Annotated in this window: 22 protein-coding genes; 9 read left to right on the top strand and 13 right to left on the bottom strand. The window is 75.6% G+C overall.

The features are described 5' to 3' along the window. Window positions 1-48 precede the first annotated feature (48 nt). From ACF1AK_RS30120 to ACF1AK_RS30080, 9 genes are all read right to left on the bottom strand, one after another. Window positions 49-1,404 (bottom strand): aldehyde dehydrogenase family protein, encoded by a 1,356-nt coding sequence (locus ACF1AK_RS30120; protein WP_391502005.1) that lies wholly within the window; start codon window positions 1,402-1,404, stop codon window positions 49-51. Window positions 1,405-1,453: 49 nt separating this feature from the next. After that, complete coding sequence (locus tag ACF1AK_RS30115) at window positions 1,454-3,190, bottom strand: asparagine synthetase B family protein (RefSeq protein WP_391502004.1); 1,737 nt, start codon at window positions 3,188-3,190, stop codon at window positions 1,454-1,456. A gap of 69 nt (window positions 3,191-3,259) precedes the next feature. Next, window positions 3,260-3,835, bottom strand: coding sequence for a hypothetical protein (locus tag ACF1AK_RS30110; RefSeq protein WP_391502003.1), 576 nt, complete (start codon window positions 3,833-3,835; stop codon window positions 3,260-3,262). A 56-nt stretch (window positions 3,836-3,891) separates the two neighbouring features. Beyond that, window positions 3,892-4,746, bottom strand: a complete 855-nt coding sequence (locus tag ACF1AK_RS30105; RefSeq protein ID WP_391502002.1) for a hypothetical protein — start codon at window positions 4,744-4,746, stop codon at window positions 3,892-3,894. A 29-nt stretch (window positions 4,747-4,775) separates the two neighbouring features. Continuing rightward, window positions 4,776-5,948 (bottom strand): hypothetical protein, encoded by a 1,173-nt coding sequence (locus ACF1AK_RS30100; RefSeq protein ID WP_391502001.1) that lies wholly within the window; start codon window positions 5,946-5,948, stop codon window positions 4,776-4,778. Then, window positions 5,945-7,105 (bottom strand): hypothetical protein, encoded by a 1,161-nt coding sequence (locus ACF1AK_RS30095; RefSeq protein ID WP_391502000.1) that lies wholly within the window; start codon window positions 7,103-7,105, stop codon window positions 5,945-5,947. Before ACF1AK_RS30095 ends, ACF1AK_RS30100 begins: the two co-directional genes overlap by 4 nt. Beyond that, window positions 7,102-7,773: a cupin domain-containing protein gene (locus ACF1AK_RS30090; RefSeq protein WP_391501999.1), complete on the bottom strand. Its 672-nt coding sequence runs from the start codon at window positions 7,771-7,773 to the stop codon at window positions 7,102-7,104. The genes ACF1AK_RS30095 and ACF1AK_RS30090 overlap by 4 nt, the downstream gene beginning before the upstream one ends. Before the next feature lie 136 nt (window positions 7,774-7,909). Further along, entirely contained in the window at window positions 7,910-8,983 is a 1,074-nt protein-coding gene (locus tag ACF1AK_RS30085; RefSeq protein ID WP_391501998.1) for a polyprenyl synthetase family protein, read from the bottom strand. Further along, window positions 8,980-9,405, bottom strand: coding sequence for a hypothetical protein (locus tag ACF1AK_RS30080; protein ID WP_391501997.1), 426 nt, complete (start codon window positions 9,403-9,405; stop codon window positions 8,980-8,982). The genes ACF1AK_RS30085 and ACF1AK_RS30080 overlap by 4 nt, the downstream gene beginning before the upstream one ends. A 355-nt stretch (window positions 9,406-9,760) precedes the next feature. Here ACF1AK_RS30080 and ACF1AK_RS30075 point away from each other — a divergent pair, with 355 nt between their 5' ends. Beyond that, window positions 9,761-10,138, top strand: coding sequence for a hypothetical protein (locus ACF1AK_RS30075; RefSeq protein ID WP_391501996.1), 378 nt, complete (start codon window positions 9,761-9,763; stop codon window positions 10,136-10,138). A gap of 87 nt (window positions 10,139-10,225) precedes the next feature. On the opposite strand, the gene ACF1AK_RS30070 is transcribed toward ACF1AK_RS30075, so the two are convergent. Further along, complete coding sequence (locus tag ACF1AK_RS30070; RefSeq protein ID WP_391501995.1) at window positions 10,226-11,878, bottom strand: cytochrome bc complex cytochrome b subunit; 1,653 nt, start codon at window positions 11,876-11,878, stop codon at window positions 10,226-10,228. Between the two features lie 374 nt (window positions 11,879-12,252). Here ACF1AK_RS30070 and ACF1AK_RS30065 point away from each other — a divergent pair, with 374 nt between their 5' ends. Next, window positions 12,253-12,591 (top strand): hypothetical protein, encoded by a 339-nt coding sequence (locus ACF1AK_RS30065; RefSeq protein WP_391501994.1) that lies wholly within the window; start codon window positions 12,253-12,255, stop codon window positions 12,589-12,591. A gap of 85 nt (window positions 12,592-12,676) precedes the next feature. Further along, window positions 12,677-13,042, top strand: a complete 366-nt coding sequence (locus ACF1AK_RS30060; RefSeq protein WP_391501993.1) for an ArsR/SmtB family transcription factor — start codon at window positions 12,677-12,679, stop codon at window positions 13,040-13,042. A gap of 30 nt (window positions 13,043-13,072) precedes the next feature. Here the strand turns inward: ACF1AK_RS30060 and ACF1AK_RS30055 are convergent, their stop codons facing one another. Beyond that, the gene (locus tag ACF1AK_RS30055; protein WP_391501992.1) at window positions 13,073-16,945 is read right to left on the bottom strand and encodes an amino acid adenylation domain-containing protein; all 3,873 of its coding nucleotides are present in this window, start codon (window positions 16,943-16,945) and stop codon (window positions 13,073-13,075) included. A 476-nt stretch (window positions 16,946-17,421) separates the two neighbouring features. Here ACF1AK_RS30055 and ACF1AK_RS30050 point away from each other — a divergent pair, with 476 nt between their 5' ends. The 4 genes from ACF1AK_RS30050 to ACF1AK_RS30035 all read left to right on the top strand — a co-directional run bounded on the left by ACF1AK_RS30050 (window position 17,422) and on the right by ACF1AK_RS30035 (window position 21,127). Then, window positions 17,422-18,516: a substrate-binding domain-containing protein gene (locus ACF1AK_RS30050; protein WP_391501991.1), complete on the top strand. Its 1,095-nt coding sequence runs from the start codon at window positions 17,422-17,424 to the stop codon at window positions 18,514-18,516. A 96-nt stretch (window positions 18,517-18,612) separates the two neighbouring features. Next, entirely contained in the window at window positions 18,613-19,401 is a 789-nt protein-coding gene (locus tag ACF1AK_RS30045) for an ATP-binding cassette domain-containing protein (RefSeq protein ID WP_391501990.1), read from the top strand. Continuing rightward, complete coding sequence (locus ACF1AK_RS30040; RefSeq protein ID WP_391501989.1) at window positions 19,398-20,648, top strand: sugar ABC transporter permease; 1,251 nt, start codon at window positions 19,398-19,400, stop codon at window positions 20,646-20,648. The genes ACF1AK_RS30045 and ACF1AK_RS30040 overlap by 4 nt, the downstream gene beginning before the upstream one ends. Window positions 20,649-20,890: 242 nt before the next feature. Further along, on the top strand, window positions 20,891-21,127 hold the full coding sequence (locus ACF1AK_RS30035) for a hypothetical protein (RefSeq protein WP_391501988.1): 237 nt from the start codon (window positions 20,891-20,893) through the stop codon (window positions 21,125-21,127). Window positions 21,128-22,579: 1,452 nt separating this feature from the next. Here ACF1AK_RS30035 and ACF1AK_RS30030 read toward each other — a convergent pair. Continuing rightward, entirely contained in the window at window positions 22,580-23,884 is a 1,305-nt protein-coding gene (locus ACF1AK_RS30030) for an MFS transporter (protein WP_391501987.1), read from the bottom strand. Window positions 23,885-24,032: 148 nt separating this feature from the next. Here ACF1AK_RS30030 and ACF1AK_RS30025 point away from each other — a divergent pair, with 148 nt between their 5' ends. Together ACF1AK_RS30025 and ACF1AK_RS30020 are read left to right on the top strand one after the other, a co-directional pair. Continuing rightward, entirely contained in the window at window positions 24,033-24,698 is a 666-nt protein-coding gene (locus ACF1AK_RS30025; RefSeq protein ID WP_391501986.1) for a TetR/AcrR family transcriptional regulator C-terminal domain-containing protein, read from the top strand. 6 nt (window positions 24,699-24,704) lie between these two features. Further along, the gene (locus ACF1AK_RS30020) at window positions 24,705-25,217 is read left to right on the top strand and encodes an isochorismatase family protein (RefSeq protein WP_391501985.1); all 513 of its coding nucleotides are present in this window, start codon (window positions 24,705-24,707) and stop codon (window positions 25,215-25,217) included. On the opposite strand, the gene murQ is transcribed toward ACF1AK_RS30020, so the two are convergent. Next, complete coding sequence (gene murQ / locus ACF1AK_RS30015; protein WP_391501984.1) at window positions 25,204-26,124, bottom strand: N-acetylmuramic acid 6-phosphate etherase; 921 nt, start codon at window positions 26,122-26,124, stop codon at window positions 25,204-25,206. The genes ACF1AK_RS30020 and murQ overlap by 14 nt on opposite strands. Window positions 26,125-26,137: the final 13 nt, after the last annotated feature.

Raw genomic sequence — 26,137 nt, 5'->3', positions numbered from 1 at the left:
CGGGCCGCCGGGCAGGGACCGGGTACTCAACCGGGGTGGGTGAGGTACTCAGAGCCGGGCGGTCACCGTCTTCGGGCGCTGGTACTCGTGCAGGGCCAGGACCGACAGGTCGGTGCCCTGGCCGGATGCGCCGCGCCCGCCGTGGGGGAGCTCGGCGCTCTGGACGAGGTGGCAGTTGATCCAGGTCTCGCCGGCGTCCAGGCGGGCGGTGAGGTCGAGGGCGGCGGACAGGTCGCTCGTCCAGACACTGGCGCCGAGTGCCTGCGGGACGGCGTTGGCGAGGGCGAGGGCGGCCTCAACGGTCGGGGCGTGCTGGACGGTGAGCAGCGGGCCGAAGACCTCCTCGACCACCGCCGGGTCGTCGTCCGGGAGGTCGGCGAGCAGCCGGGCGGGGCGCCACAGCCCGTCGGCGCGGCCGGGGGCGGGCAGCGAGCGCTTCGCGCCCGAGGCGGCGAGGATCCGGTCGTAGCGGGCGGCCTGGGCGGCGTTGTTGAGCGGGCCGAAGTCCCGGCCGGCCTCGCGTTCGCCGAGCGCGGCGGCCAGGGCCTCGACGGTCCGCTCGTGGTTCTCGGTGAGGGTGATCACCCGGGCGGGCGCGGCGCAGCTCTGCCCGGCGTTGTAGGTGCAGGCGGCGGCGAGCGCGGACCAGGTGTGCCCGGGGGCGTCCGGCAGGACGAGCACGGGGCTGTTGCCGCCGAGTTCCAGGCTGACCCGGCGGTGGCCGGCCCGGGCGGCGATGTCGGCCCCGGCGGCGGCGCTGCCGGTGAAGGCGATGAGGTCGACGTCGGCGGCGACCAGCAGCCGGCCGGTCTCGCGGTCGCCGGGCAGGGCGGTGAGCACGTCCGCGCCGAGCGCCTCGGCGGCGTGGGCGGCGAGCAGGGTGGCCGAGTCCGGGGTGGTCTCGGCGGGCTTGACGACGACGGTGTTCCCGGCGGCGAGCGCCGGGGCGCCGCGCCAGGCGGCCATCAGCAGCGGATAGTTCCACGGCACGACGGCCGCGACCACGCCGACCGGCTCCCAGCGCACCCAGCTCTCGTGGCCCGGCAGGTAGCGGCCGGCGGCCGGAGCGGTGCCGGTGCGGGCGGCGCCCGCGTAGAACCGGAACAGGTCGGCGACCTCGCGCATCTCGGCGGCGGCCTCCGCCTCGGGCTTCCCGGTGCCGGCCTGTTCCAGCACGGTGTACTCGGTGAGGTGGCGCTCGATCAGGTCGGCGAGCGCGTCCAGGCGGCGTTCGCGCTCGCGCGGGGTGAGCGCGCGCCAGCGCGGGGCGGCGGCCCGGGCGCGGGCGACGGTCTCGGCGACCTGGCCGGCGCGCGCCGGGACGAGCGTGCCCCGGGTGTGGCCGGTGCGCGGGTCGGCCAGGTGGAGCTCGGGCGCTTCGGGGGAATCGGTGGTCGGTGCCATGACGGGGCCTCCCGGGCCGGGGCAGCAGCGGACGGAACGTTCGACGGGGTCACAGGTCGTAGGCGCGCAGCCAGAGTTCGAGGGTGAGGACCAGCCAGAGCTTCCCGCCCTGGCGCGGCAGCAGGGTGCCCTCGCGGCGCATCCAGGTGCGGACGGTGTCCGGGCGGACCAGTCCGCGGTCCCGGGCGGTGCGCCCGAGCAGGAGGTCCCCGGAGAGCTCGCGCAGCGGCCCGTGCAGCCACTGCTGCACCGGCACCCGCATGCCGCTCTTCGGCCGGTCGACGACCGCCGCCGGCAGCAGGTCCCGCACCGCCTCCTTCAGCACCCACTTCTCCACCGTGCCGCGCAGCTTGAGGGCCGGCGGGGTGGCGAAGGCGTGGTCGACGACCCGCCGGTCGAACAGCGGCGAGCGGCCCTGCACCCCGCGCGAGGCGGTGAGCCGTTCGACCTTGGTGAGGATGTGGTGGGCGCCCTTGGTCCGCAGGTTGCAGTGCAGCAGCTGGTTGAGCAGCGTGTGCATCGGCCCGGGCGTCAGGTACGGGGCGACGAAGCGGCGCGGCTGCGGCTCCCCGTCCAGGGCGCGCAGGGCCTCGGCGGTCAGCAGCCGGGGCAGGTCCTCGTAGCACTTGCGGTAGGACCGCAGATAGGCCTCCGCCCGCGCCTCGGGGGCCGGGTCGTCCCGGTGCATCTCGTGGACCAGCATCGGCAGGTTCTTCGGCCCGCCGTACACCGGGTCGCCGCCCTCGCCGTTGAGCGAGACGGTGATCCCGTCGGCGGCGACGGCCTCGGCGAGCATCAGGTTGGGGACGGTGAGCGGGTCGCCGACCGGGCTGTCGAGCAGGGCGACGGTGTCGGCGAGCCGGGCGGCGACCTCCTCGCCGGAGACGGTGAGGATCCGGTGCCGGGTGCCGCAGTGGCCGGCGACCAGCCCGGAGTACCCCAGCTCGTTGGGCAGCCGGTCGCCGAAGCTGATCGAGTAGGTGTGCACCGGGTGGTCGTGCAGCTTGGCGGCCAGCGCGGTGACCAGCGAGCTGTCGACGCCGCCGGACAGCAGCACCCCGACCGGTCCGCCGGCCGGCAGCCGCCGGGCGGTGGCCTGTTCGAGCAGCTCGCGGAGCTCCCGCACATACGTCCCCTCGGGCGGCGCCGCGCCCTCGGGCAGCCGCTCGGCGGGCTCCCAGAACGGCTCCTCGCGGGCGGTGCCGTCGGCGGCGAGGCGCAGCACCCGGCCGGGCAGTGCCTCGTGGACGCCGCGCAGCAGGGTCTCCTCGCCGGGCAGGTAGGCGAAGGTCAGGAAGGAGCGGACGGCGGCCAGGTCCAGGCCGGTGCCGAGCGCGGGCCAGTGGCGCAGGGCGCGCAGCGAGGTCGAGGCGGCCCAGCAGCCGTCGGCCCGGGCGTAGAACAGGGTGCGGGTGCCGGTGTGGTCGCGGACCAGCACGAGGTCGGCGCCGTCGACGACGGCGAGCGCGAACATCCCGTCGGCCCGGCGCAGGCCGTCCGCGCCGAGCCGCAGCCACAGCCGCAGCAGCAGCTCGCCGTCGGGGCAGCCGGCGGGTGCGGGGGAGCCGGCCGCGGCGAGGGCGGCGAGCAGCTCGGGCCGGTTGTGCAGGGTGACCTCGCCGACGGCGGTGGTGCCGTCGACGGTGAACGGGCCGGTGGCGAAGCCGGGTTCGGCGGGGATCAGGGCGGCCTGCGCGCCGTCGGGCGCGCGGGCGCCGGTGAGCGCGGCGAGGTGGGTACGGGCCCGGTCGGCGTCGGGTCCGGCGCAGGCGCAGCAGCGGGGCATGGTGGTGCGGTGCCTTTCGTCGAGTGGCGGCCCGGCGGGGCGGGGCCGGGGCGGGGAGCCGGCGGCGGCTCAGCCGAAGTCGTCGCCGTCCCAGCCGTCGTCGGAGTCGTTCCAGTCGCCGAAGTCGTCGTCGGCGGCCGGGTCGGCGTGGCTCCCGTCGTGGTCGTCGTCGTCCGCCGACACCTCGCCGCCGCCTCCGTCGCCGCCACCGCCGCCGGAGGGGTCGGAGGACTGCTGCCGGCGGGCCTCCTCGCGCAGCCGCTCCTCCTCGGCCTCCGACAGCTCGGTCGGGGGCAGCTGGGCGGCGGTGATCGCGGCGACGCCGGCCACCCCGAGGGCGCCGACCACCACGCCGAGCCGTCCGCCGAAGGAGCTGCGGTTGAGGGTGACCAGCCCGGCGCCCCACACGGTGCGCCCGTAGCCGATGTCCCGGCCGTACTCGGTGGTGCCGTCCGCGTACCGTCGCTTGACCAGGTCGCGGCCGAGGGGTTCGTCGGTGCCGGAGCGGCCGAGGCTGTCGTGCCAGTGGATCTGCCGGTCGGTGCCGCGCCGGCGCCACTCGCTGCGGCCGTCCTCGTACCGGCGGTGCACTTGGCCGTCCGCCAGCAGTTCGTCGCGGTAGCCGAGGTGGCGTGCGTTGCTCATGGGTGCGGGGTCCTCACGGATCGGGATGGCCTCACGGATCGGGGCGGGGTGCGGGCTCAGCCGGCCGGCCAGCTGAGGAAGCCGCTGCCGCGTGCGGTGCGCACGCGCCGGGCCAACGGGGTGCGGCGCGGTCCGGCCGTCCCGCCGCCGCGCACCTGGCGGATGACCGTATGCAGCAGCCGGGCGGGGGCGACGGCGGCCAGCTCGATGGTCCGTCCGCTGCCGAGCCAGGCCCGTTCCTCGGGGCGCAGCCCGGCGGGCAGCGGTCCGCGGTAGCCGTGCGGGCCGCGTCCGGCGGTCAGGTGCAGGGTGGTGGCGTGCCGGGGCACCAGGCCCATCGAACGGACCCGGACGCCCTGCGGCCCGCCGTTCGCGGCGCCCGGGCCGTACGCCGCCCGGACCTCCTCGTAGCAGGCGAGTCCCGAGGGGCTGGCGTCGTGCAGCACGTGCACCACGGCGCCCGCGGCCCGCTCAAGACCGGCCACCAGCCGGTCGTCGAGCGGCAGGTCGCCGGCCGCGACGACCGGGCAGGCGGCCTCCAGGTGGAGGTCGTTGGCGAGCAGCATGGCGGTGATCTCCCGGCTCTGGCAGACCAGCAGCCGGGGCAGCCCGTAGTCGTAGAGGTCGCTCTCCGCGGCGGCGCTCGTCCGCGGGCCGGCCGGGCGCGGCGCGGGCGGCGGCAGCAGGCCGGGCAGCTCGGCGCGGCGGGCGGCGAGCGCGGCGGCGAACCGGGCGTAGCGCACGGGCGGCGCCAGCGTGTACGGGATCCGGCGCGGTCCGGCGTGCAGCGGCTGGAGCATCCGGCACAGCTCGTAGTAGAGCTGGCGCTCGGTGTACCGCAGCCCGCCGGGTGCCCCGGCGCGGGCGGCGGCCACGGTCAGCGCGCCGTCCAGCAGCGGACGCAGCGTCATGGGGTTCCTGCCTCTCGTCGTTCCCGCCGTCATGCGGGGCCCTTCCCGGTGTCCGGTCCGCCGGGGCGGCCCGCGTCCCCGGTGGTGCCGTCCGGCCCGGCTTCGGGCCAGGTCATGAAGCCCACGGCGAGCGCCCGGCGGCGGGTCTCGGCCGGGCTCTCCGGCCGCCCCTCCGCCGGGGAGGGCACCGGTCCGGTGCGGCGGGCCGCCGGGTCCCGGGGCGCCGGCGGGGCGGTGATCCGCTCGGCGGCCCGCTCGGCGAGCGCCAGCAGGCGTTTGGGCGGCAGCGCGGCCAGCGGGGTCCACCAGCCGTCGGCGAACCAGTCCAGCTGGCTACCGGTCAGCTCCGGCACCGCGCGCTCCAGTTGCAGCAGCGACTCCTCGGAGCGGTGGACGTCGCGCAGCAGGAGGTACTTGTGCTCCTCGACCAGCACGGTGCGCACCGACAGCCCGGCGTCCAGCACCCGCAGCCCGGGGCGGGCGCTGCGCGCCTCGGCGACCAGCCGGTGCCCCTTCGGCGAGGCGTCGTGCAGCACCACCAGCGGCAGGTCCGCCGGTACCGCGCGCAGTTCGTTGACGAGGTGCGCGCGGTGGAGCTCGGGGTAGCGGTTGGCGTGCAGGAACGAGGTGACCGTGCGGTCCGGGCAGAGCAGCACGAACGCCGGGTCGGCGGGCACCGGTCCGGCCCGCACCAGACCGTCCTCCACCAGGCCGGGCGGCAGCGAGCCGTAGACGTGCCGCCAGCGGTCCAGCACGGTGCGGCGGAAGACCTCCTCGCTCCACCGCGAGCGCACCGGGGTGGGCGGGGCGGGGACGTCCAACAGCATCACCTGGCGGATGCCGAGGCCGATCAGCAGCAGCGCGACCAGCAGGATCAGCGGACCGAGACCGGTGTCGATCGCCGCGACGGCGATGACCAGCCCGATCACCCCGAAGCCGATCCGCCCGGCCGCGCGGGCCTTGTCGCCCCGGAACCGCTGCGGCGGGCGCCCCCGGTGCTGGAGGGCGTAGTTCAACTGCCCGCTGGTGACGGTCAGCCGGCCCTCGTCGGAGAGCTTCGCCGTGACCTTGCGGATCCGCAGGTCGTGCAGGCCGGGGCCGTCCACCTTCGGTTCGAGGGCGAACTCCTGGCGGCAGTAGGAGCACCGGCGCCGGGGACGCTGGCGCTGCAGCAGGGACTTCTCGCAGTGCGGGCAGATCATCGCGGCGCCTCCGACTTCGGCCAGCTGAGGAATCCCGAATCCCGCCGCGGCACCCGCTCGGCGAGCGCCCGTGCGGCCGCCCGCTCGGCCATCGCCATCAGCCGTCTGGGCGGCACGGCGGCCAGCGGGCTCCACAGGCCCGCCTCGAACCAGGTGTATTCCTCGGCGGTGAGCTCCGGCAGCCGCCGCAGCAGCTCCGCCAGGGGCTCGCGCTTCTGGTGGGCGTACATCTGGACGGCGTTCTGCCCCGCGCCGAGGACGGTGCGCGCCGACAGCCCGGCGTCCACCACCAGGAGCTCCGGGCGTGCGGCACGGGCCTCGACGACCAGCAGGTGACCCCGCGGCGAGGCGTCGTGCAGCACGATCACCGGCAGGTCCTGCGGCAGGTCGTCGACGCGGTCGACGACCACGGCCCGGTGGCGTTCGGGGAAGCCGTTGGCGTGCAGGAAGACCCGTACCGTCCATTCCGGGCAGAGCACCGCGAGCGCCGCCGGGCCGTCCTGGACGGCGGGCTCGACGTCGAGCCCGTCGGTCAGACCGGCCGGGAGGTCGCCGTAGACCTCGCGCCAGGGGAGCACGACCGCGTCGCGGAAGGTCACGGCGGTCCAGCGTTCGTGCTCCTCCAACGGCTCGGTCCACTCCCGCTGTTCGCGTTCCAGGGCGCCCTGCCGCTCCTGCCACGCCCACTCGGCCCGCTGCCACCGGGCTTCGAGCCGCCGGCGGAACACCAGCCGCCGCACGAGCCTCACCGCCGAGCAGAGCAGGGCGAGGGCGAAGAAGCCGGCCGGGACGGCGAGGGCGAGCAGGCGCACCCACACCACGAAGACGTAGACGCCACCCAGCGCGAGGACGCCGAGGACCAGGGTGAGGACCAGCTCGCCGACGTCGACCTCGTCGGGCGCGACGGGCCGGCCCGCCGCCCGCCGGACGGGCAGGGCCGCCGGGCGGCCCCGCCGCTGGAACGCCCAGCGCAGCTGACCGACCGTCACCACCAGCCGCCCGTCGTCGCCGAGGCGCTCGACGGCCCGCCGCAGGCGCAGGTCGCTCAGGCCCTGGGTGTTCCTCGGCTCCAGGGCGAACCGCTGCCGGCAGCGCGGACAGGTCAGGCCGGGACGCTCACGGTGCCGCAGCTCGGCCGCGCAGTGCGGGCAGGTCATCGCGCACCGTCCTCCAGTGCCGCCGCCAGCTTGCGCAGCCCGGCCGCCAGCCGCTCCCGCCTCCCGACCGGCCCGATCCGCTGCCCGCGCTCCACCGCCCGCAGCGCCTCGGCGAGTTCGTCCTCCGAGCGGCGCTCGGCCTCGGCCGCGGTGATCGCGTAGTCCTCGTGGTCGATGCCGTAACCGGTGTTGGCGGCCAGGATGTTGAGCGGCTCGCGGCCCCGGTTGGCGAAGGAGTGCGGCATCAGCTCGGGTATCCGGATCAGCAGCCCCGGGGTCAGCGGCACCTCGACCACCCGGCGCCGCTCGGCGTCGTACAGGCCGCAGGCGGCGTGGCCGAGGCTGAGCACCAGGTGCTCGCCGCCGTGCGCGTGCGGGGTGAAGGCGCTGCGCGGTGCCACGATGCCGAGCTTGTAGGTGGCGTTCGACGGCCGCTCCGGCGAGGTCTTGGCGTCGCCGACCAGGTAGTGGGCGTACTGGCCCTGGTCGATGAAGCGGAGCAACTCCTCACCGGCCGGGCCGTGCGGCGACTGCGGCCCCAGCTCCCGGGCGCCGTCGCGGTCCGCGAGCAGGACGCGGCCGTCCGGGCGCAGCCGGTACAGTTCGGCGCCGGCCGGCAGCCGCCCGGCGAGTCGTTCGAGTTCCCGCAGACCGGACCGTGCGGACATCGGCCACCCCACCCCCACCTCGACTGTGCGACGTCATCCCCGGTGACGCCGGCCGCCGCGCGGCCGGTTCCCGCCGTCCGGGAGCGCCGTCGCGGATCCTACGCAATCGCGGTGACATCGCCCGGAGCGGAGGGGATCAACGGCCGCGGGCCACCACGAAGTCCGGCAGCGCGGCGAGGAACGCCAGGGCCTGCGCCGCCTCCTCGTCGGCCGGCTCCGGCGCCCCCGCCAGCACGGCCTCCACCTCCCGCCCGGCGGCCGCCACCAGCCCGGCCGCCGCCTCCCGGGCGCTCGCCACGCAGTCGTACGCCGCCATCCGGTCGAGCAGCCAGGCCACCTCCTCCGCCGCCCCGGGGCCGCGCTGCGCCCGGGTGAGGCTCAGGTGGCGCACCACGCGGGCCCGTTCGGCCGGGGCGGCGCGCTCCAGCAGGTGGATCAGCATGAGGGTGCGCTTGCCCTCCCACAGGTCCCCGGCGATCTCCTTGCCGTACTCCGCCGCCTCCCCGGTCAGGTTGAGCACGTCGTCCTGGATCTGGAAGGCGGCGCCCAGGTACCAGCCGAAGCGGTCCAGCCGGTTCGCGTCGGCGCCCGGGCCGCCGGCGACCAGCAGACCGGAGCGGCACGGGTAGAGGAAGGTGTACCAGGAGGTCTTCTTCAGACACATCCGGTAGTAGTCGGTGCTGGTCAGCGCGCAGACGTTGTCCCGGATCCAGGCGATCTCCAGCGCCTGGCCCTCCAGGGACTGGCGGCACATCAGCTCGGTCTCCTCGAACAGCCGCCAGGCCAGTTCCCCGCCGAGCTCCCGCCGGTTGGCCATCACCCGGCGCAGGCCGAGCAGGTTGGTGGCGTTGCCGACGTTCAGGGCCACCTCGACGCCGTACCGGGCGGGCAGGGTGGGCGCGCCGCGGCGCAGTTCGCTGCCGTCCTGGATGTCGTCGTGGACCAGGAAGGCGTTGTGGAACAGCTCCACCGTGACGGCCGGGTTGAGCGCCCGCTCGGACCGCCCGCCGAAGGCCGCGCAGGTGACCAGGCAGAGTGCCGCCCGCAGGCCCTTGCAGGGGCGGGTCGGGTAGTCGGCGGCCAGGTCGTAGAGGTAGGGCGGGCTCTGCCCGGGGATGTGGCGCAGCAGTTCGGCGACGGTCCGCTCGCGGTAGCGGGCCAGGACGCGTTCGACCAGCGGTGCGCCGAGGGCGGGGGCCGGGGCCGTCACCCCTGCGGCCGGGGGCCGGGCTCGTCGCCGTCGTCCGGCCGGGCGTCGCGTTGCGGTCCGAACGCGTCCTTCAGGCCGCGGTTGGCGAGGCCGGGGGCGAGCGAGCCGAGGCGCAGCAGCAGGTCGAGGACGTCGTGGGCGTTGGCGGCGAGCCGCCGGGCGTGCTCGGAGACCTCGCCGGTGGTGCCCGCGAGCACCCGTTCGCCGACCGCGTCGATGAGCTGGTGGGTGGTGTCGGAGACCCGGCGCACCAGCTGGTCGAACTCCTCCTGGTCGACCCGGTGCTCGGTGGTCAGCCGCTGCGCCGCGGCCCCGGCGTCGGCGAGTCCGGCGGCCAGTTCGCGCTCCAGGACGGCTGCCGCCTCCATCACCGCGCGCGAGCCCTGCTCGCCCGCCTCGCTGAACCGACCGGCGTCGGGCATGGCTGACCTCCTGGTGGGCGTCCCGGACGGGGCCGGGCACGGCGGGCCGCTCCGGCGCCGGGAGGGCGCCGCCTCGATCGCCGATGGTACACGTCCGTGTGCGGAGCGTGTCCACGTGGCGCGGGGGTGGTGACCGGCGGGTGCGCGTGCCGTGGTGCGCCGTGGCGGCCCCGGCGCGCGGCGCGGACCGCGCGCCGCCTGCCGCCCGGGCGGCTCCCGGGGCCGGGGTGCGGCGGCCCGGCGCGTCGGGCGCCGGGTGCCACCCGGTCACTGGTAGTGATGGCCTGGTCGCGGAGCGATCCGCCGGGAGCGGAGAACGGGACCCTCACGGGACGGCGCGGGACAGGGAGCGGTCATGGGTGGCAGGCAGCGTCCGCCGAAGGCGCGGAACGTCCGGTCGGTGGTCGACACCGGGGCGGAGATCGCGAGGTTGGAGGGCTACCTCGCCTGGGAGGCGGAGGTCGAGGCGGCCGCGCGGGACGCCCGGGCCTTCGCCGACCGCTTCCCCTGGCTCCCGGCGGACGACCGCGGGGAGCTGGAGCGCGCCTACGCCGACGACCGGCTGCGCTACGCCGAGGAGGTCGTCGACCGGGCCGTGGGCCGCTGCCGCGAGCTGGCCGCCCGCTACCGCGCCGAGTGCCGCCGCATCTGCGCCCGCTGGGCGGCGGTCTGCCTGTCGGTGACCCTCGCCGCGGCGCTGCTCGCCGTCCTGCCGGTGGCGCTGCGCGGCTGACGGCCCGCCACCGGACGCGCGGGGGCCCGCCGCCCACCCCTCGGGTGCGCGGCGGGCCCCTGCGCGCGGGTGCGCGGGTGCGCGGTCTCAGTGGTGGCCGTGGCCGCTGCTGATCTCCTCGTGTTCCTCGGCGGTCGGCTTGGCGATCTGGGCGCCCTCGCCGTAGAAGCCGCGGGAGAGCTTGGCCCGGGCGCGGGTCCAGACCGACACCTTGCGGGCCACCCCGTTCTCGTCCACCTCGGGCGGCAGCACCATCGGCTGCGGCTGGTCGTGCGAGGTGAGGGTGTAGAGCCGGTCCTGCGGCAGCGGGGCGTGCACCTCGACGAACTCGCCGTGCTGCAGCCGCTTGATGACGCCGGTCTCGCGCCCGTGCAGGACCTTCTCCTTGTCCCGCCGCTGCAGGCCCAGGCACCAGCGCTTGGTGATCACGAAGACGATCACCGGGCCGACGAAGAAGCCGATCCGGGCCGCGATGGTGATCGCGTTGATCGACAGGTGGAAGTGGGTGGCGAGCAGGTCGTTGCCGCCGGCGGCGAGCAGGATCAGGTAGAGGGCGATCCAGGCGGCGCCGAACGCGGTGCGCACCGGAGCGTTGCGCGGCCGGCCGGCGATGTGGTGCTCACGCCGGTCGCCGGTGATCCAGGCCTCCAGGAACGGGTAGGCCCAGATCGCCACCAGCACCAGCGGGAAGATCATCAGCGGCACGAAGACGCCCATCACCAGGCTGTGGCCCCAGAGGCCGATCTCCCAGCCCGGCATGATCCGGATCAGGCCCTCGGAGAAGCCCATGTACCAGTCCGGCTGGGCGTCGGTGGACACCTGGTCGGGCCGGTAGGGGCCGTACGCCCAGATCGGGTTGACGGTGGCGATCGCGGCCATCGCCGAGACCACGCCGAAGACCAGGAAGAAGAAGCCGCCGGCCTTGGCCATGTAGACCGGCATCAGCGGCATGCCGACCACGTTCTCGTTGGTGCGCCCGGGCCCGGCGAACTGGGTGTGCTTGTGGTAGAAGACCAGGATCAGGTGGGCCACCAGCAGGCCCAGCATGATCCCCGGGATCAGCAGGATGTGCACCGTGAAGAGCCGCGGCACGATGATGGCGCCCGGGAACTGGCCCCCGAACATGAACATCTCGATGTACGTTCCGACGATCGGCACGGCGAGCACGGCGCCCTCCATGAACCGCACGCCGGTGCCGGAGAGCAGGTCGTCCGGCAGCGAGTAGCCCATGAATCCGTCGAACATGCCGAGGATCAGCAGGCCCGCGCCGAACAGCCAGTTGATCTCGCGGGGCTTGCGGAAGGCGCCGGTGAAGAAGACCCGGAACATGTGCGCGAACATGGCGGCCACGAAGACGATCGCGGACCAGTGGTGGATCTGGCGGATCAGCAGGCCGCCGCGGATCTCGAAGCTGATGTTCAGCGTCGAGGCGTAGGCCTCCGACATCCGGATGCCCTTGAGCGGGATGTAGCTCCCCTCGTAGGTCACCTCGCCCATGGACGGGACGAAGAAGAGGGTCAGCCAGACGCCGGTCAGGATGATGATGAGAAAGGTGTAGAGGCAGATCTCGCCCAGCATGAAGGACCAGTGGTCCGGGAAGATCTTGCGCAGGTTGGACTTGGACAGGGCGTAGATGCCGAGGCGTCCGTCGGTCCAGTCGGCGAGGGCCTCCGCCTTGTTGGCGGGCGCCGCGCGGGTGCTGGTGACCGGTCCCGGGCCCGGCTGCTGCTCGGCTCTCACGACGGGCTCCCCGGCGTCCGCCGCGGCACGTCCTGGGCGCCCGGCCGTGAGACGGCCGGCCGATGGAGTGATGTGATCATCGGACCTCTCGATACGGGGGTGCCGGGCAGCCCGGCGCGCGGATCCGGCGACCCGCCGCCCCGTTGCTCAAAGTGATGGAGCGCTTACTCTGTCATGCTGTCGGGAGCGCGCCGACTGTGCACGTCCATCGGCCCGTCCGGCCGCTCGTGTCGGCCCGTCCGGGGGTCTCGCGCCCCGGTCCGGGGCCCGGCCGCGGCCCCGATGCTGCGCTCGGGTGCTGTTGACGGCGCGGAGAAGCGTTTCGGCGCGCGCCGCGCCCCGGGAGGGTGCGGGGCCGGGCCTACGCTGCGCCAATGGTGGAACACCGGGAACTCTTCGAGGACGTGACGGCCGACCTGACCAGGGCCAGCTTCGACACCGGGCGCGGGCCCTCCGGCCTGCGGATCGACCCGGGCCCGCAGGGGGTGGTGATCGGCTGGCCGCCCGCCGGCGAGACGGCCGGCGACCCGCCGCCCGCCGAGGGCATCCGGGCGGCGGTCACCGGCGCGGTCCTCGCCGTGCTGCGCGAGTCCGGCTACCTGGTGACGCGGACGGGCCCCGACGGACTGCTCGTCACCGGCGGCCCCGCCCGGGCCGCCGCCGAGCCGGAGGAGCCCGAGCCGGTCGCCGTCCCCGAGCAGTGGTGGGGCTGACCGCCTCCGGGCGCCGGATTGCCCCTGGTCCCGGCAAGGTGCAACCATGGGGTTGCCACTGCTGTGACGGCCGAGGAGCAGCCCCATGAACGACGCCGCGACGGTGCGGCGCGGCCCCGGCGGCGAGGCGGTCGACGGCGTGCTCGGCGCCCTCGCCGACCCGACCCGCCGCCGGCTGCTCGACCTGATCGCCGACCGGGGCGAGGCCACCGCGACCACTCTCGCCGGGCGCCTGCCGGTCTCCCGGCAGGCCGTGGTCAAACACCTCGCGGTGCTGGACGCCGCCGGACTGGTCGCCGGCCACCGGGCCGGCCGCGAGGTGCGCTACGCCGTCCGCCCGGCCGCCCTGGACGACACGGCGCGCTGGCTGGCCGGCCTCGCCGCCGACTGGGGCCGGCGCCGGGCCGACCCGCCCGCCGACCCGCCCGCGCCGCCGTCCGGGGCCCGGTAGGACCCGGGACGGCGCCGCGGTGACGGCGCGTCAGCCGTGCGTCGCGGCCGCGATCGCGGCGGCCAGCTCGGCCACCCCGGGCTCCCGCAGCACGCCGTAGTGGTCGCCGGCCAGCCGCACCGTCCCCGGCGCGGCCGCCGACCAGCCGGAGCTGCCCTCGATGAACGAGTAGTCGTCCCCGGTGGCCTTGAAGACGGTCACCGGGGCGGACAGCCGGCGCTCGGCCAGCTCGCGGAAGCTGTACTCGAACTCGTACGTCTGCCCGACGATCCGGGCGATCCGGCGGATCAGCTCCTCGTCGAGGTCCGGCAGCAGCCGGTGGACGAAGGCCGCGAAGCCGTCCTCGTCGTCCACCTCGGCCAGGCACCGCGCCAGCTCCGGCCCGCCGGTCGAGCCGGTGAACACCGAGTACAGGATCGTCAGGTACGCCGGGTTACGGTAGGAGGACTCGCGCCCGTACCGCTCCCCGTCGGCCCGCCGCAGCTCCGGATTGCCCGGGCAGATCAGCAGCACGTCCGCCACCCGCTCCCCGGCCTGCTCCAGCTGCCAGGCCGCCTCGAAGGCCACCCGGGCGCCGAAGGAGTAGCCCCACAGGGTGTACGGGCCGTGCGGGCGGACCTCGCGGATCTCCGCCACGTCGGCGGCGGCCATCTCCCGGATCGTCGGGTACGGCGTCTCCCCGGGGTTGATCCCGTGCGACTGCACCCCGAAGAACGGCCGGCCCGACCGCCCGGCGAGCGGGCGCAGGTTCATCGGGTAGCCGCCGAGGCCCGGCCAGCAGAACACCGGGTCGCCCGCGCCGTCGCGGTGCAGCGGCACCAGCCGGGACACCGGCGTGGGCGCCGCCCCGCCGCCGGTCCGGGCGGCGTCGATCCGCGCCGCCAGGTCCGCCAGCCGCGGGCACTCGAACAGCACCTGCAGCGGCAGCCGGGTGCCGAACTCCCGGTTCACCCGGTTGACCAGCGCCACCGCGATCAGCGAGTTCCCGCCGGCCGCGAAGAACTCGTCCGCCGCCGAGACGGCCTCGTACGTCAGCGCGCCCGCCCACACCCCGGCCAGCCGTCGCTCCGTCGGCGTCGCGGGCGCCACGAACGGCGCGCCCGTGCCGGCGTCGCGGACCTGCTCGGAAGCGGCCAGCGCCTTGGCGTCCACCTTGCCGTTGGCGGTCAGCGGCAGCGCGTCCAGCACCAGCACCCGGTTGGGGACCATGTAGTCCGGCAGCACCGCCGCCAGCTCGTCCCTGATCAGTTCCGCCGGGCCCTTCATGTGCACGGCGTCCTCCCGCATGCCCTCGCTGCGGACCTGCTCCTCGCTCACCCGGCCGCCGAGGAAGAAGTACGACGGACCGGCCGCGATCCCGCACCCGGCCAGCACCGCCTCCATCCGCCGGGCGGACGGCAGCGGGTGCCCGCTGCGTGAGCTGTAGCCCGAGGACATGAAGCCGAAGCCCAGCGCGTTGCGCTGCAGCCGGTGCAGCCGGACGCCGAGGCCGATGTACTCCAGCCACGGCTCGGCCGCCCGGCTCACCGCCGTGACGCCGAACCCCGCCCGCCGGTACACCTGCTGGTTGATCGCGATGACGTGCCGGGACTCCACCACCTCGTCCGAGATCCGGGTCAGCTCCCCGCCCCCGTAGCGGTACAGCCCCGCCGGCAGGCCCCGTACCCCGCCCGGATGGGCCTGGACGAACAGCTCGACCTCGTCCCGGCGCGGCCGCCCGTCGTCCGGCACGATCGTGAAGCTGCCCAGGTAGAAGTCCTCCTCGGCGACGTCCAGCCGCCGCTGCACGTCCGGCTCGTGGCCCAGCGGCCGCACCGCGAGACCGTACGGCGGCAGCACCTCCTCCAGCACGCCCAGCATGTGGCCGGCCTCGAACTCCAGCACCTCCTGGATGTTGGTGCGGTACACCGGCTCGATCGCACCGCGCCGGCCGAGGAAGTGCAGGGACAGCGGGACGCCCCCGGGCGCGGCCCCGCCGACCCGCACCAGCGTGTGCTCCAGCGGGTGGTAGTAGTACACGCCGGCGGCCGGGCCGTGCGAGCCGTCCGTCTCCAGGTACAGCTGGGTGGCGTACAGCGCGCCGGGGGAGGCGTAGGCGTACTTCGGCAGCAGCCGCTCCTCGCTGTGGAACTGCCCGAACCACCGCAGCACCGGGCCGAGTTCGGCGAGCGTGACGGGCTCCTCCCGGGGCGCCGGCGCCGGGCCGGGCTGCGGGGCGGCGAGCAGTGCCAGCAGGTCGTCCCTGGTCGCCGGGCCGCCCTCGAAGAAGCGGTAGGTCTTGCGGGCGAAGGTCTCCCGCCGCTGCCGTTCGGTCTCCCGGCGCCCCGGCAGCTCCACCACCGGGCGCCCGGCCAGCTCGGCCGCGCCGCGCAGGCCAGGGTTGGACAGCTGCGCCCTCACCTGGAGCTTGCTCGCCTTGGACTGGTGGTGGCCGCCGTGGCTGCCCTGGTCCATCAGGGCGGCCTCCTTGGGGTTCAGCTCCACACAGGCCACCAGGTTCCGGTGCCCCGTGCGCGCGTCGTCGGTGACCACCGCCGCCGCCCGCCGCACCCAGGTGTGCTCCTCGATCGCGAGCGCGATCTCGTCCAGCTCCACCCGGTAGCCGCGCAGCTTGACCTGGTTGTCCACGCGGCCCGCGCACTGCAGCGTGCCGTCCGGGTTCCACTGCGCCAGGTCGCCGGTGCGGTACAGCCGCTCGCCCGGCAGGTGCGGCGAGGCGACGAACCGCTCCGCCGTCAGATCCGGCCGCTTGAGGTAGCCCCGGGCCAGCTGGACGCCGCCGATGTACAGCTCGCCGGTGCCGCCGGGCTCCACCGGGGCCAGCTCCTCGTCCAGCACGAAGCAGCGGGTGCGGTCCACCGGCACGCCGATCGGCACCGAGCCGCCCCCGTCGCCCAGTTCCTGCGGGTCCACCCGGTGGGCGGTCGCGTTGATGGTGCACTCGGTCGGGCCGTAGAGGTTGACCAGCCCGGCGCCCGGCAGCGCGGCCGTCAGCGCCCGCGCCAGGCGCACCGACAGCGGCTCGCCGCCGGAGTACAGCCCGCGCACGCTGGTGCACCGCGGCAGCCGCTCGGTGTCCAGCAGCGCCTGGAGCAGGGTGGGCACGCACTGCAGGACGGTCACCCCGTGCGCGAGCACGGTGTCGATCAGCGCCTCCGGGTCGCGGTAGACGCCCGGCGCGCCCATCACCACGTGCGCCCCGGCGGCGGGCGCGAGGATCTCCCACTGGGCCGCGTCGAAGCTCATCGGCGTCTTCTGCAGGACGACGGCGTCCGGGCCGAGGTGCCCGGCGTCGGCCAGCCAGCGCAGCTGGGACACGATGCTGCGGTGTTCGATCATCACGCCCTTGGGGCGGCCGGTGGAGCCGGAGGTGTGGATGACGTACGCCAGCGACTCCGGGCGCGGGTCGGCGGGCCCCTGGCTCTGGTGCGGGATCGGATGGGCGTCGGGGTGCTCCACGGCGTCCGGCGAATCGGCCGGGACGAGGATCCGCACGCCCGGCGGGACCAGCCCGGTCAGCCGGGAGCGCAGGTGCTCCTGGGTGACGATCACCCGCGTCCCGCTGGACCCGATCATCCAGCGCACCCGCTCCTGCGGGTACTCCGGGGACAGCGGGAGGTATCCGGCGCCCGCGTGCAGGATGCCCCAGGCGCCGGTCATCAGGTCCAGCGACGGTTCGGTGTACAGGCCGACGCAGTCGTCGGCGGCCACCCCGAGGCGGTGCAGCTGCGCGCCGAGGGCGTCGGCGGCCGCGCCGAGTTCACGGAAGGAGAGCCGGCCGCCCCCGCCGGTCACGGCGGTGGCGTCGGGGCGGGCGGCGGCCTGGGCGCGCAGCAGGTCGGGCAGGCAAGGGGATCGGCGGGCGTCGAGGAGAACGGCGGACAGGGCGGACTCTGCGGTCATGAGGGGGTTCCCTGGGTCGGGCCGGTACGGCCGCCCGGTGCGCCGACCGGGCGTGACCTCCACGGTCGGCCGCCCGGTGTCCCGGTCGCCTGGGGCGACGGCCGCTACCCGGTCCGGCTTTCCGCCCGGGCCGGAGAGCGCTGCGGTCCCGGGTGTCCCGGGCACGTCCCGGCCGGAAGCGCCGCCCCGGAGGGACCGGCCCCGCCGCGCGTGCTGCCGGGCGTGAGCGGACGGCGCACCTCCGCCCCGGCGTCGTCCGCGCCCGGCGGCCCCCGATCAGGGCCGCGGCAGCCGCCCCGCCCCGGCCCGGGCGGCGGCGGACTTCGTCGACGGATGATCAAACTCTTGTTCACGAAGGCAATGAATCTGCCGGGATCCTCCCGGGTTCGGGTTTACTTATTGACGGTACATGACATGTCCGGGTTAACTCCTGGCACCTCGCCGCACTGGTGCGGCCCTGTCACGGAGGCTTCCCCATGCACGCAATGACGCGTCGTGCCCTCGTCGGCACCGCAGCGGTCTCGATGGCCCTGACCCTCGCCGCCTGCGGCAAGGCGGGCGGGGACAAGAAGGACGCCGCGGCCTCCGGCGACACCAGGTCCATCGGCCTGCTGCTGCCGGAGAACGCCTCCTCCACCCGCTACGAGTCCTTCGACCGCCCGTTCATCGAGGCCAAGGTCGCCTCGCTCTGCCCCGACTGCAAGGTCCGCTACAGCAACGCCGAGGGCAGCGCGGCCAAGCAGAAGCAGCAGTTCGACACCCTGATCGCCGAGGGCGTCAAGGTGATCGTGCTCGACGCCTTCGACGCCAAGTCCACCCGGACGTGGGTCCAGGAGGCGGCGGACAAGGGCGTCAAGGTCGTCGCGTACGACCGGCTGGCCACCGGCCCGGTCTCCGCCTACGTCTCCTTCGACAACGAGAAGGTCGGCGAACTCCAGGGCCAGGCCCTGCTGGACGCCCTCGGCCCCAGGGCCGCCGAGGCCGACATCGTGATGATCAACGGCGACGAGGCCGACCCGAACGCCGCGCTCTTCAAGTCCGGCGCCCACAAGGTCCTCGACGGCAGGATCAGGAAGGTGGTCTACGAGCAGTCCGGCGAGTGGAAGCCCACCGTCGCCGGCCAGAAGGCCGGCGCCGCCATCACCCAGCTCGGCAAGGGCGGCTTCCAGGCCGTCTACTCCGCCAACGACGGCATGGCCGGCGCGATCATCACCCAGCTCAAGGCCGCCGGCATCAGCGTCCCGGTCGGCGGCCAGGACGCCGGGCTCGACGCGATCCAGCGGATCGTGGCCGGCGACCAGGCGTACACCATCTACAAGGCCTACAAGCCGCTCGCCGAGAGCGCCGCCGAACTGGCCGTCAACCTGCTGCGGGGCCAGGACGTCAAGGCCGTCGCCACGGGCACCGTGGACAGCGCCACCGACCGGGGCATCCCCGCGAAGCTGCTGGAGCCCAAGGTCGTCACCAAGGCCGACATCACCGCCACCGTCATCGCCGACGGGCTCTACCGGGCCGCTGAGATCTGCACCGCCGACTACGCCGCCGCCTGCGCCGCCGCCGGGCTCGCGTGACCGCGTGGCCGGCCCGGCCCGGCCCGGCCTTGCTCGCACCCGCTCCCGCACCCGCTCCCGCACCGACATCCGCTTCCGCTTCCGCTTCCGCAGGAGATGGTTCACGTGACAGGCGCACCCGTCCTCGCGCTGCGCGCGGTCTCCAAACGCTTCGGCGCCGTCCAGGCCCTCACCGCCGTCGACCTCGACGTCCACCCCGGCGAGGTCCTCGCGCTGGTCGGCGACAACGGCGCCGGCAAGTCCACCCTGGTCAAGACGATCGCCGGGGTCCACCCCGTCGACGAGGGCACCATCAGCCGGGAGGGCCGCCCGGTGCGGATCGCCCGCCCCCAGGACGCCCGGGCGCTCGGCATCGCCACCGTCTACCAGGACCTCGCGCTCTGCGACAACCTCGACGTCGTCGCCAACCTCTTCCTCGGCCGCGAGCTGCGCCGCCGCGCCACCCTGGACGAGGTCGCCATGGAGCGGCGCGCCCAGGAACTCCTGGACACCCTGTCGATCCGTATCCCCAGCGTGCGGATCCCGGTCGCCGCGCTCTCCGGCGGCCAGCGCCAGGTCGTCGCCATCGCCCGCGCCCTGGTCGGCGACCCGCGGATCGTCGTCCTCGACGAGCCGACCGCCGCGCTCGGCGTCGAGCAGACCGCGCAGGTCCTGGACCTCGTCGAGCGGCTGCGCGAGCGCGGCCTCGGCGTCATCCTGATCAGCCACAACCTGGCCGACGTCCGCGCGGTCGCCGACACCGTCGCGGTCCTGCGGCTCGGCCGCAACAACGGGGTGTTCCCGGTCGCCGGCACCTCCAACGAGGAGATCATCTCCGCCATCACCGGCGCCACCGACAACGCCGTGACCCGGCGTCAGACACGCCTCGCCGAGGAGACGCAGTGAGCACCGGTCAGAGCACCCCCGCCCCGGCCGCCGACCCGCGGCTGCTGATCCGCCGCGGCGGCGCGGCCGGCTACGCCGAGGAGTTCCGGCGCCGGATCCGCAGCGGAGACCTCGGCCCGCTGCCCGTCGTCCTCGGCCTGATCCTGATCGCGATCGTCTTCCAGAGCGTCACCGGCCACTTCCTCCAGGCCGACAACCTGACCAACATCACCAAATGGATCGCCGGCTACGGCCTGATCTCGGTCGGCGTCGTCTTCGTGCTGCTGCTCGGCGAGATCGACCTCTCGCTCGGCTCGGTGGCCGGGGCCTGCGCCGCCGTCACCTCCGTCCTCGCCGTGCGCCACGGCGTGAACGAGTGGCTCGCCGTCCTGCTCGGCCTGCTCGCCGCCGCCGCGATGGGCGCCGTGCACGGCTTCTTCTTCGCCCGGATCGGCGTGCCCGCGTTCGTCGTCACCCTGGCCGGAATGCTCGCCTGGAGCGGCCTGCAAGACTACGTGCTCGGCCGGCTCGGCACCGTCAACAACCTCAAGGACGGCGTCGTCGCCCACCTCGACAACCACTTCCTCGGCGACGGCGACATCGCCTTCGCCTGGCTGCTCGCCGTCCTCTGCATCGTCGGCCACCTCGCCGCCCAGCTGCTCACCGCCCGCCGCCGCGCCGCCGCGGGCCTGCCCGGCCGGCCGCCCGGCGAGATCGCGCTGCGTACCGGCGCGCTGGCGGTGGTCGCGCTGGCCGGCGCCTGGACGCTCAACCAGGACAGCGGTCTGCCGCTGCCGCTGGTGGTGCTGCTCGGGGTGGTCGTGCTCACCGACGTCGTGCTGCGCCGCACCCCCTGGGGCCGGCAGGTCTTCGCGGTCGGCGGTGGCATCGAGGCCGCCCGCCGGGCCGGCATCGACGTGGCCCGGGTACGGATCGCGGTGTTCGTGCTGTCCGCCACGCTGGCCGGCCTCGGCGGGCTGTTCATCGCCTCGCAGCAGGGCTCGGCGGACAAGCTGCTCGGCGGCGGCAATGTGCTGATGAGCGCCATCGCCGCCGCCGTCATCGGCGGGACCAGCCTGTTCGGCGGCCGCGGCAGCACCTGGTCGGCGCTGCTCGGCATGCTGGTGATCCAGTCGATCACCACCGGGCTGGACATGGTGCACGCCGCCCAGGCCATCCAGTACATGATCACCGGCGCGGTGCTGCTGGGCGCCGTGGTGCTGGACTCGGTCTCCCGGCGCACCCAGAGGTCCGCCGGCCGGGGCTGACCCGGCCGCCGCCCCACCGCCGCCGACCCGGCCGGCGCCCCACCGACCGCCCGGTCCCCACCCCCACGGGGACCGGGCTCCGGCCCGCTCCGGCCGGGATTCCGGGGAGGTGACATTGGTCCCTGTCGTTCGCCCTGCCGGGTTCCGCACCCTGGAGATACAAATCCGCCGCACCACGAGCCACGGGCAGCGGCGGGCGCCAGTCAACCCGGTTGCCCAACCAGTGAGGACCCACGCCGCCCATGCCCGCCGACACGATCGTGCACCGACTGGTCGACGCCTTCTTCACCCACTGCCAGGAGTGCGGCGAACCCCGCGAGGCCGACTGCCACCCCCAGGCCCACTGGCGCCTCTACCTCGATCTCGACGCGGAGACCCTGCGCCGGATCCGCCACTGGGCACTCGACCCGGCGAGCCCGGCCGGCACCGACACCGAGCGCACCGTCCTGCTGCACTGGCTGGAGGCCCAGGAGGTCTGACCGCCGGCTCGTCCTCCGCCGCGGCGTCCTCGCCCGGCGGTACGGGCGGGCCCTCCGGGGTCGGCGGCCCTCTGGAATCCTGTCCGGCAGGGTGGTCGTCGCCGGTCGCGGGCGCGCTGCGGCGGGCTTCGGCTCCACGGGGGTGGGTCGGCAGGGCGGTGATCGGCTGGCTCGCCTTCGATGGCTGTCCCTTCCTCCGGCGCCGGACCGCCTTCGGTGAGGCCGGGCCGGAGCCTCGCCCGCGCCGGGCGAGCTCGGCCACGCAGCTGCGACCCGAAGGCCACCGTCCGGGAGTCCGGCGGCGCTGGCTGCTCGCGATCGGGACCGCGACCACCCCCTCGCTCGGCCTCGCCCGGGACTTCCGCCACGGCGCCACCGGGGGCGGTCGCCGGCGCCGCGGCGCCCTCGCCCGGCGGTACGGGCGGGCCTTCCGGGGTCGGCGGCCCCTGGAATCCTGTTTGGCAGGGTGGTCGTCGCCGGTCGCGGGCGCGCTGCGGCCCGGCTTCGGTTCCACGGGGGTGGGTCGGTAGGGCGGTGATCGGCTGGCTCGCCTTCGATGGCTGTCCCTTCCTCCGGTGCCGGACCGCCTTCGGCGAGGCCGGGCCGGAACCCCGTCCGCGCCGGGCGAGCTCGGCCACCCCACCTGCGACCCCGAGGCCGCCCTCCGGGAGCCCGGCGGCGTGCCCTGCGGCGCGGGCTGCTCGCGATCGGGACCGCGATCACCCGCTCGCTCGGCCTCGCCCCGGGACTTCTGCCACGGCGGCCCCGGGGGCGGTCGCCGACGGCGCGGTGGTGCTGTCCGGCCGGTGGAACGAGGCCACCGTCAAGGACCGGCCGTCGCCTTCCCGCCGATCGCCCGGAACGTTCCTCAGGCCGCCGCTCCGACGACCGCCGTGCGCTGTGCGCGCCAGTCGGCCCCGAACGGCGGCCGCTCCTCGACGGCGGCGCCGAGCAGATCCGCGCCGTGGAGACCGGCGCCCCTCACCGGTCCGTCCGACCACGGCGGCGGCGTCCTCGCCGTTCCGGGCGCCAGGCCGGGGGACACCGAGACGCATGTCGAGGGTGGAGGGTCCTCCCCACGGCGCCTGTTAGGGCAGGCCGACGTCCGCTCCGCGTCGGGGCGGGCGGCCGTCGGCCGGACCACGGCCGACGGGGAGTGGCGCGGCACGGCCGTCCCCGCGTGGAGCGGGTGCCGGGCGTGTGCTTCGGCATCGTCGAGCGTTTCGGCCTTCGGGGGCGGCGGGGGGTGTTCCTTCGTCATGCTGCCTCCGGTCGCTGGGGGAGGGTGCGTCGGCCCGGGCCGGGTTGGCGTCCCCGGCCCGGGCCGCTCCGTCCGCTTGTGGAGCGGGTGCCGGGTGGGGGAAGGGCATCGTCGAGCGTTTCGGCCTCCGGGGGCGGCGGGGGTTGCTTCTTCGTCACGCTGCCTCCGGTCGCCGGGGGAGGGCGCGGCGGTCAGGCCGGGTTGGCGTCCCCGGACCGGGCCGCCCGGACCTTCGCGACGTGCGGGTCGGTGCGGTCGTCGTACCGCCAGAGCGCCGGCAGCGCGGCGGCCAGCACCCCGCCGCTCACCAGGCAGGCGAGGCCGCCGGTGCGCAACGCGGCCCGGATGCCCTGGCGGGCCGCCAGACCGCCGGCCCGCAGGTCGCCGAGGGCCGGGCCGCAGGTGCCGATCAGCAGCTCCAGCCCGGCGGCGCGGCCGCGCAGCGCGTCCGGGACGGACCGGTTCCAGATCGCGCCCCGGAAGGTGTCGCCGACCCAGTGCGCGGCGCCGGCGACGGCCAGGCAGAGCAGCACCGCCCCGATGCCGGGGACCGCCGCGGCCGCCGCCGTGGCCGCGCCGACCGCCGCGCAGGAGAGCAGGACGAACCGCCCGTGCCGGTGCACCCGTGCGGTCCACCCGCTGGTCGCGGCGGCCAGCAGCCCGCCCGCCGCCGAGGCCGAGTAGAGCAGGCCGAGCGCCCAGCGGGCGTCCAGTTCGTCCGCGAGGAAGGGGAAGAGCGCGGTCGGCAGGGCGAACACGGTCGCGGCGAGGTCGGCCAGGCAGGTGCCGACCAGGTCCGGCCTGCGCGCCACGTACCGGGCGCCCTCGGCGACCTCGCGCCGCGTGGGCGCCGTCTCCGCCCGGGCGGGGCGCTGCGGGCGGAGCCGGGCGAGCAGCGCGATCGAGATCAGGAAGGTGGCCAGGTCGAGGAGGTAGGCGGCGCGTACCCCGGCGGTGGCGATCACCAGCCCCGCGGCGGCGGGCGCGGCCGGCCCGACCACGGTCCAGCGCAGCGAGAGCAGCGCGCCGGCCGCGAGCAGCTGGTCGTGCGGCACCAGCCGGGGGACCATCGCCTCCAGCGAGGGCTGCTGGATCCCCTGGAGCGCGGCGGCGCAGCCGGCCGCCGCGTAGAGCGGCCAGAGCGCGGGGGCGCCGCTCAGCGCGTTGAGCAGCAGCAGCGCGCTGAGCACGGCGAGCGCGCTCTCCGTGGCCAGGGCCACCGTGCGGCGGTCGAGCCGGTCGGCGAGCACTCCGCCGTACAGGCCGAACAGCACCGTCGGCACCAGCTCCACCGCGCCGACCGCGCCCACCGCGAGCGGCGAGCCGGTGGCGTCGGCGATCTGGAGCGGGATCGCGGTGAGGGTGAACACCGAGCCCAGCAGGGTGACCGCGCCGGAGGTCCAGACGAGGCGGAAGTCCGCGGAGGACCGCCAGGGCGCGGTGTCCGGCAGCAGCCGGGACCACGGGCGGCGCGGGCCCGTTCCGGTGGTCGTCATGGGTGTGTCGGTCCCTTCCGGGGGAGGGCGGCGGTACGCTCCGCCGTCCTTATCAGTGATAAAGACGGTCCGGAACTTAGCAGCGATAAGGTGGGGTGCCAAGCGAATAACCGGGCGGCCGGCACGGGCGTCGGAAGGGCGGAACACCATGGCGCTGACACGGGACGAGGTCGTGCGTACCGCCCTGCGGCTGCTCGACGAGGTCGGCATCGACGGGCTCACCACCCGCCGGCTCGCCCGGGAGCTCGGCGTGCAGTCCCCGGCCCTCTACTGGCACGTCAGGAGCAAGCGCGAACTGCTCGACCTGATGGCGGAGGCGATGCTGGCCGAGGCCCTGCCGCCCGACCGCGAACCCGGCCCCGAGCACTGGCCCGAGTGGCTCGCCGCCGACGCCCGGGCCAAGCGCGCCGCCCTGCTCGCCCACCGGGACGGTGCCCGGGTGCACGCCGGCACCCTGCCCACGGCCGGCGAACTGCCCGCCGTCGAGGGGCAGCTGCGCGCCCTGTGCGGGGCGGGCCTGCGCCCGCGCACCGCCCTGCGGCTGCTGCTCACCATCGACCGCTACCTCATGGGCTGGGTCACCGAGGAACAGGCCTGGCGTCAGGACGCCGAACAGCGCGACGGCGCGCCCTTCCCCGACGAGGCGCTGCAGGGCCTGCCGCTGCTCCAGGAGGCGGCCGAGGTGCTGCGGATGACCGACCACGACGCCGACTTCGAGTACGGCCTGCGGGTGCTGATCGAGGGCTTCCGGGCCGAGATCGCCCGCGAGGCCGGGAATACCGGGGACGCGACGGCGGCCGGTCCACTACGGTGACCGACCATGCGCACCCTCGACCCCGCCCGCACCGCCCTCGTCCTCGTCGACCTCATGGAGCGGATCGCCGTCCTGCCGCTCGCCCCGCGCCCCGGTGACGAGGCGGTCGCCGCCGCGCTCGACCTCGCCGCGGCATTCCGGGCGGCCGGCGCGCCGGTGATCGCGATCCGGGTCGAACGCCCCGGCGTGGCCGAGCAGCCGCCGGGCAGCGCGCTGGTCCCCGAGGTCGCCGAGCTGGCCGACGAGACCGTCGTCAAGCGCACCATCGGCGGCTTCCACGGCACCGGGCTGCACGAACGGCTCCAGGAGCGCGGCGTCGACACCCTGGTGTTCGGCGGCATCGCCACCAACCTCGGCGTCGAGTCCACCGCCCGCGCGGCCGCCGACCACGGTTACCGGCTGGTGTTCGTCGAGGAGGCGATGACGGCCCTGACCGAGGAGGAGCACCGGGCCTCCGTCGGCCTCTCGCTGCCCCGCTTCGGCGAGGTGGTCGACCGGGGCGGCCTCAGTCTCGGCTGACGCCGCCGCGCGCCAGCTCCAGCGCCTCGCGCAGCCGGCCGCCCGCCGCGGCGAGCAGCCGGGCGGCGGCCGGGGCGTCCACCCCGGCGAGGACGACCAGGACGGCGTCCTTCACCTCGCCGCCGGTGGCCGCCAGCGCCCGCCGGGCGGTCCGCTCGTCCGCGCCGGTGATCTCGGTGACGATCCGTCGCGCCCGGTCGCGCAGCTTGGCGTTGCCCGCCCGGACGTCCACCATCAGATTCCCGTACGTCTTGCCGAGCCGGACCATCACGGCCGTGGACAGCAGGTTCAGCACCAGCTTCTGCGCCGTCCCCGCCTTGAGCCGGGTCGACCCGGCCACCACCTCCGGTCCGGTCACCACCTCGATGCCCAGGTCGGCGGCCGCGACCAACGGCGACCCGGCGCTCCCCGCCAGCCCCACGGCCAGCGCCCCGGCCGCGCGGGCGTGGCGCACGGCGGCCACGGTGTACGGCGTGCGGCCGGAGGCGGAGACGCCGACCACCGTGTCCTCGGCGGTCAGGGCCAGCGCGGCCAGATCGGCGGCCGCCAGCTCCGGGCGGTCCTCGGCTCCCTCCACGGCGGCCACCAGCGCCCGCGCGCCGCCCGCGATCACGCCCACCACCTGGCCCGGGGCGGTGTTGAACGTCGGCGGGCACTCGCTCGCGTCCAGCACCCCGAGCCGCCCCGCCGTCCCCGCGCCCGCGTAGACCAGCCGCCCGCCCCGGGCCATCCGCCCGGCGACCGCGTCCACCACCACGGCGATCCGCGGCAGCTGCCCGGCCACCGCTCCGGCGACCGTGCGGTCCTCGGCGTTCAGCAGCCGCAGCAGCTCCAGTGTCCCCAGCCGGTCGAGGCCGGCCCACTGCGGCCGGACCTCCTCGGTGACCGGGCGGTCGGCGTTCTCCATGACGGACCCCTCC

This window comes from Kitasatospora sp. NPDC015120 (assembly GCF_043080305.1).
Lineage (GTDB): Bacteria > Actinomycetota > Actinomycetes > Streptomycetales > Streptomycetaceae > Kitasatospora.
The sequence above is the reverse complement of the archived record's forward strand: the minus strand, read 5'-3'. Positions and strand labels throughout refer to the sequence as shown.

Excerpts from the sequence above, each read along its gene's own strand:
- ACF1AK_RS30120 (WP_391502005.1), bottom strand. The coding sequence starts at position 1,404 with ATGGCACCGACCACCGATTCCCCCGAAGCGCCCGAGCTCCACCTGGCC.
- ACF1AK_RS30115 (WP_391502004.1), bottom strand. The coding sequence starts at position 3,190 with ATGCCCCGCTGCTGCGCCTGCGCCGGACCCGACGCCGACCGGGCCCGT.
- ACF1AK_RS30110 (WP_391502003.1), bottom strand. The coding sequence starts at position 3,835 with ATGAGCAACGCACGCCACCTCGGCTACCGCGACGAACTGCTGGCGGAC.
- ACF1AK_RS30105 (WP_391502002.1), bottom strand. The coding sequence starts at position 4,746 with ATGACGCTGCGTCCGCTGCTGGACGGCGCGCTGACCGTGGCCGCCGCC.
- ACF1AK_RS30100 (WP_391502001.1), bottom strand. The coding sequence starts at position 5,948 with ATGATCTGCCCGCACTGCGAGAAGTCCCTGCTGCAGCGCCAGCGTCCC.
- ACF1AK_RS30095 (WP_391502000.1), bottom strand. The coding sequence starts at position 7,105 with ATGACCTGCCCGCACTGCGCGGCCGAGCTGCGGCACCGTGAGCGTCCC.
- ACF1AK_RS30090 (WP_391501999.1), bottom strand. The coding sequence starts at position 7,773 with ATGTCCGCACGGTCCGGTCTGCGGGAACTCGAACGACTCGCCGGGCGG.
- ACF1AK_RS30080 (WP_391501997.1), bottom strand. The coding sequence starts at position 9,405 with ATGCCCGACGCCGGTCGGTTCAGCGAGGCGGGCGAGCAGGGCTCGCGC.
- ACF1AK_RS30075 (WP_391501996.1), top strand. The coding sequence starts at position 9,761 with ATGGGTGGCAGGCAGCGTCCGCCGAAGGCGCGGAACGTCCGGTCGGTG.
- ACF1AK_RS30065 (WP_391501994.1), top strand. The coding sequence starts at position 12,253 with ATGGTGGAACACCGGGAACTCTTCGAGGACGTGACGGCCGACCTGACC.
- ACF1AK_RS30060 (WP_391501993.1), top strand. The coding sequence starts at position 12,677 with ATGAACGACGCCGCGACGGTGCGGCGCGGCCCCGGCGGCGAGGCGGTC.
- ACF1AK_RS30055 (WP_391501992.1), bottom strand. The coding sequence starts at position 16,945 with ATGACCGCAGAGTCCGCCCTGTCCGCCGTTCTCCTCGACGCCCGCCGA.
- ACF1AK_RS30050 (WP_391501991.1), top strand. The coding sequence starts at position 17,422 with ATGCACGCAATGACGCGTCGTGCCCTCGTCGGCACCGCAGCGGTCTCG.
- ACF1AK_RS30045 (WP_391501990.1), top strand. The coding sequence starts at position 18,613 with ATGGTTCACGTGACAGGCGCACCCGTCCTCGCGCTGCGCGCGGTCTCC.
- ACF1AK_RS30035 (WP_391501988.1), top strand. The coding sequence starts at position 20,891 with ATGCCCGCCGACACGATCGTGCACCGACTGGTCGACGCCTTCTTCACC.
- ACF1AK_RS30030 (WP_391501987.1), bottom strand. The coding sequence starts at position 23,884 with ATGACGACCACCGGAACGGGCCCGCGCCGCCCGTGGTCCCGGCTGCTG.
- ACF1AK_RS30025 (WP_391501986.1), top strand. The coding sequence starts at position 24,033 with ATGGCGCTGACACGGGACGAGGTCGTGCGTACCGCCCTGCGGCTGCTC.
- ACF1AK_RS30020 (WP_391501985.1), top strand. The coding sequence starts at position 24,705 with ATGCGCACCCTCGACCCCGCCCGCACCGCCCTCGTCCTCGTCGACCTC.
- murQ (WP_391501984.1), bottom strand. The coding sequence starts at position 26,124 with ATGGAGAACGCCGACCGCCCGGTCACCGAGGAGGTCCGGCCGCAGTGG.